Below are 649 nucleotides of genomic sequence, written 5' to 3'. Positions count from 1 at the left end.
ACTTGTTTTGATTTTTCTTATGTTGTAAGCTACGTCATGAAGACTTATTTCTGTCCCCACGCTTTTTAAACCTCGTGTTAGTAAGTGGGTAGCTCCCATCCAGAGTTTAATTGTGCCAAAGGGGTGCTCAACAGTTTGCTTTCGATGAAGCATCAATTCAGGTTGATTCTTTAGTTTTTGAAGCATTTCTTCTGTCAGAACCTCATGCACCCACCGCCTTATTCGCCTAGGGTCTTTTTTAGAGTTAGTGCACTGACTTCTTATTTTACAATCTCGACAAGCAATGTGATTGAAGTAAACATCAAGGTATTTACCTTGCTCAAATACCTGCATTCGATTTTGAAGTTCATTACCAGCGGGGCATAAGTAAATATCTTTATTTGCATCGTATTTGAAAAGTGAGCGGTTAAATATCCCTTTCTTTTCAGAGGACGATGTATCCGTCTTGGGCATGATTGGCTCTGCACCCAAATCGATAGTGTCTTTTATATCAGGCTGACTGAAGTAACCTTTATCTGCTAATACCCGTATATCTTTCTTGCGCAATGCTTCTTGTGCGAGTTTCGTCATTGACGCAAGCTGGCCTCTATCTGGCACGTTGGTCACGTCATGCGCCACTATGAGGTGATGCTTGGTATCAACCGCACTT

At 41.4% G+C, this 649-nt stretch carries 1 protein-coding gene; it reads right to left on the bottom strand.

Annotated elements, in window-relative coordinates; translation table 11 throughout:
• On the bottom strand, window positions 1-649 hold a 649-nt coding region (locus tag CWC30_RS17935; protein ID WP_171034754.1), incomplete at both ends, for a transposase.

Origin of the sequence: Pseudoalteromonas sp. S4741 (genome assembly GCF_005886135.1) — a bacterium.
Classification (GTDB): domain Bacteria; phylum Pseudomonadota; class Gammaproteobacteria; order Enterobacterales; family Alteromonadaceae; genus Pseudoalteromonas; species Pseudoalteromonas tetraodonis.
Note: the sequence above shows the minus strand (reverse complement) of the source record. Positions and strands in the feature narration are given on the sequence as shown.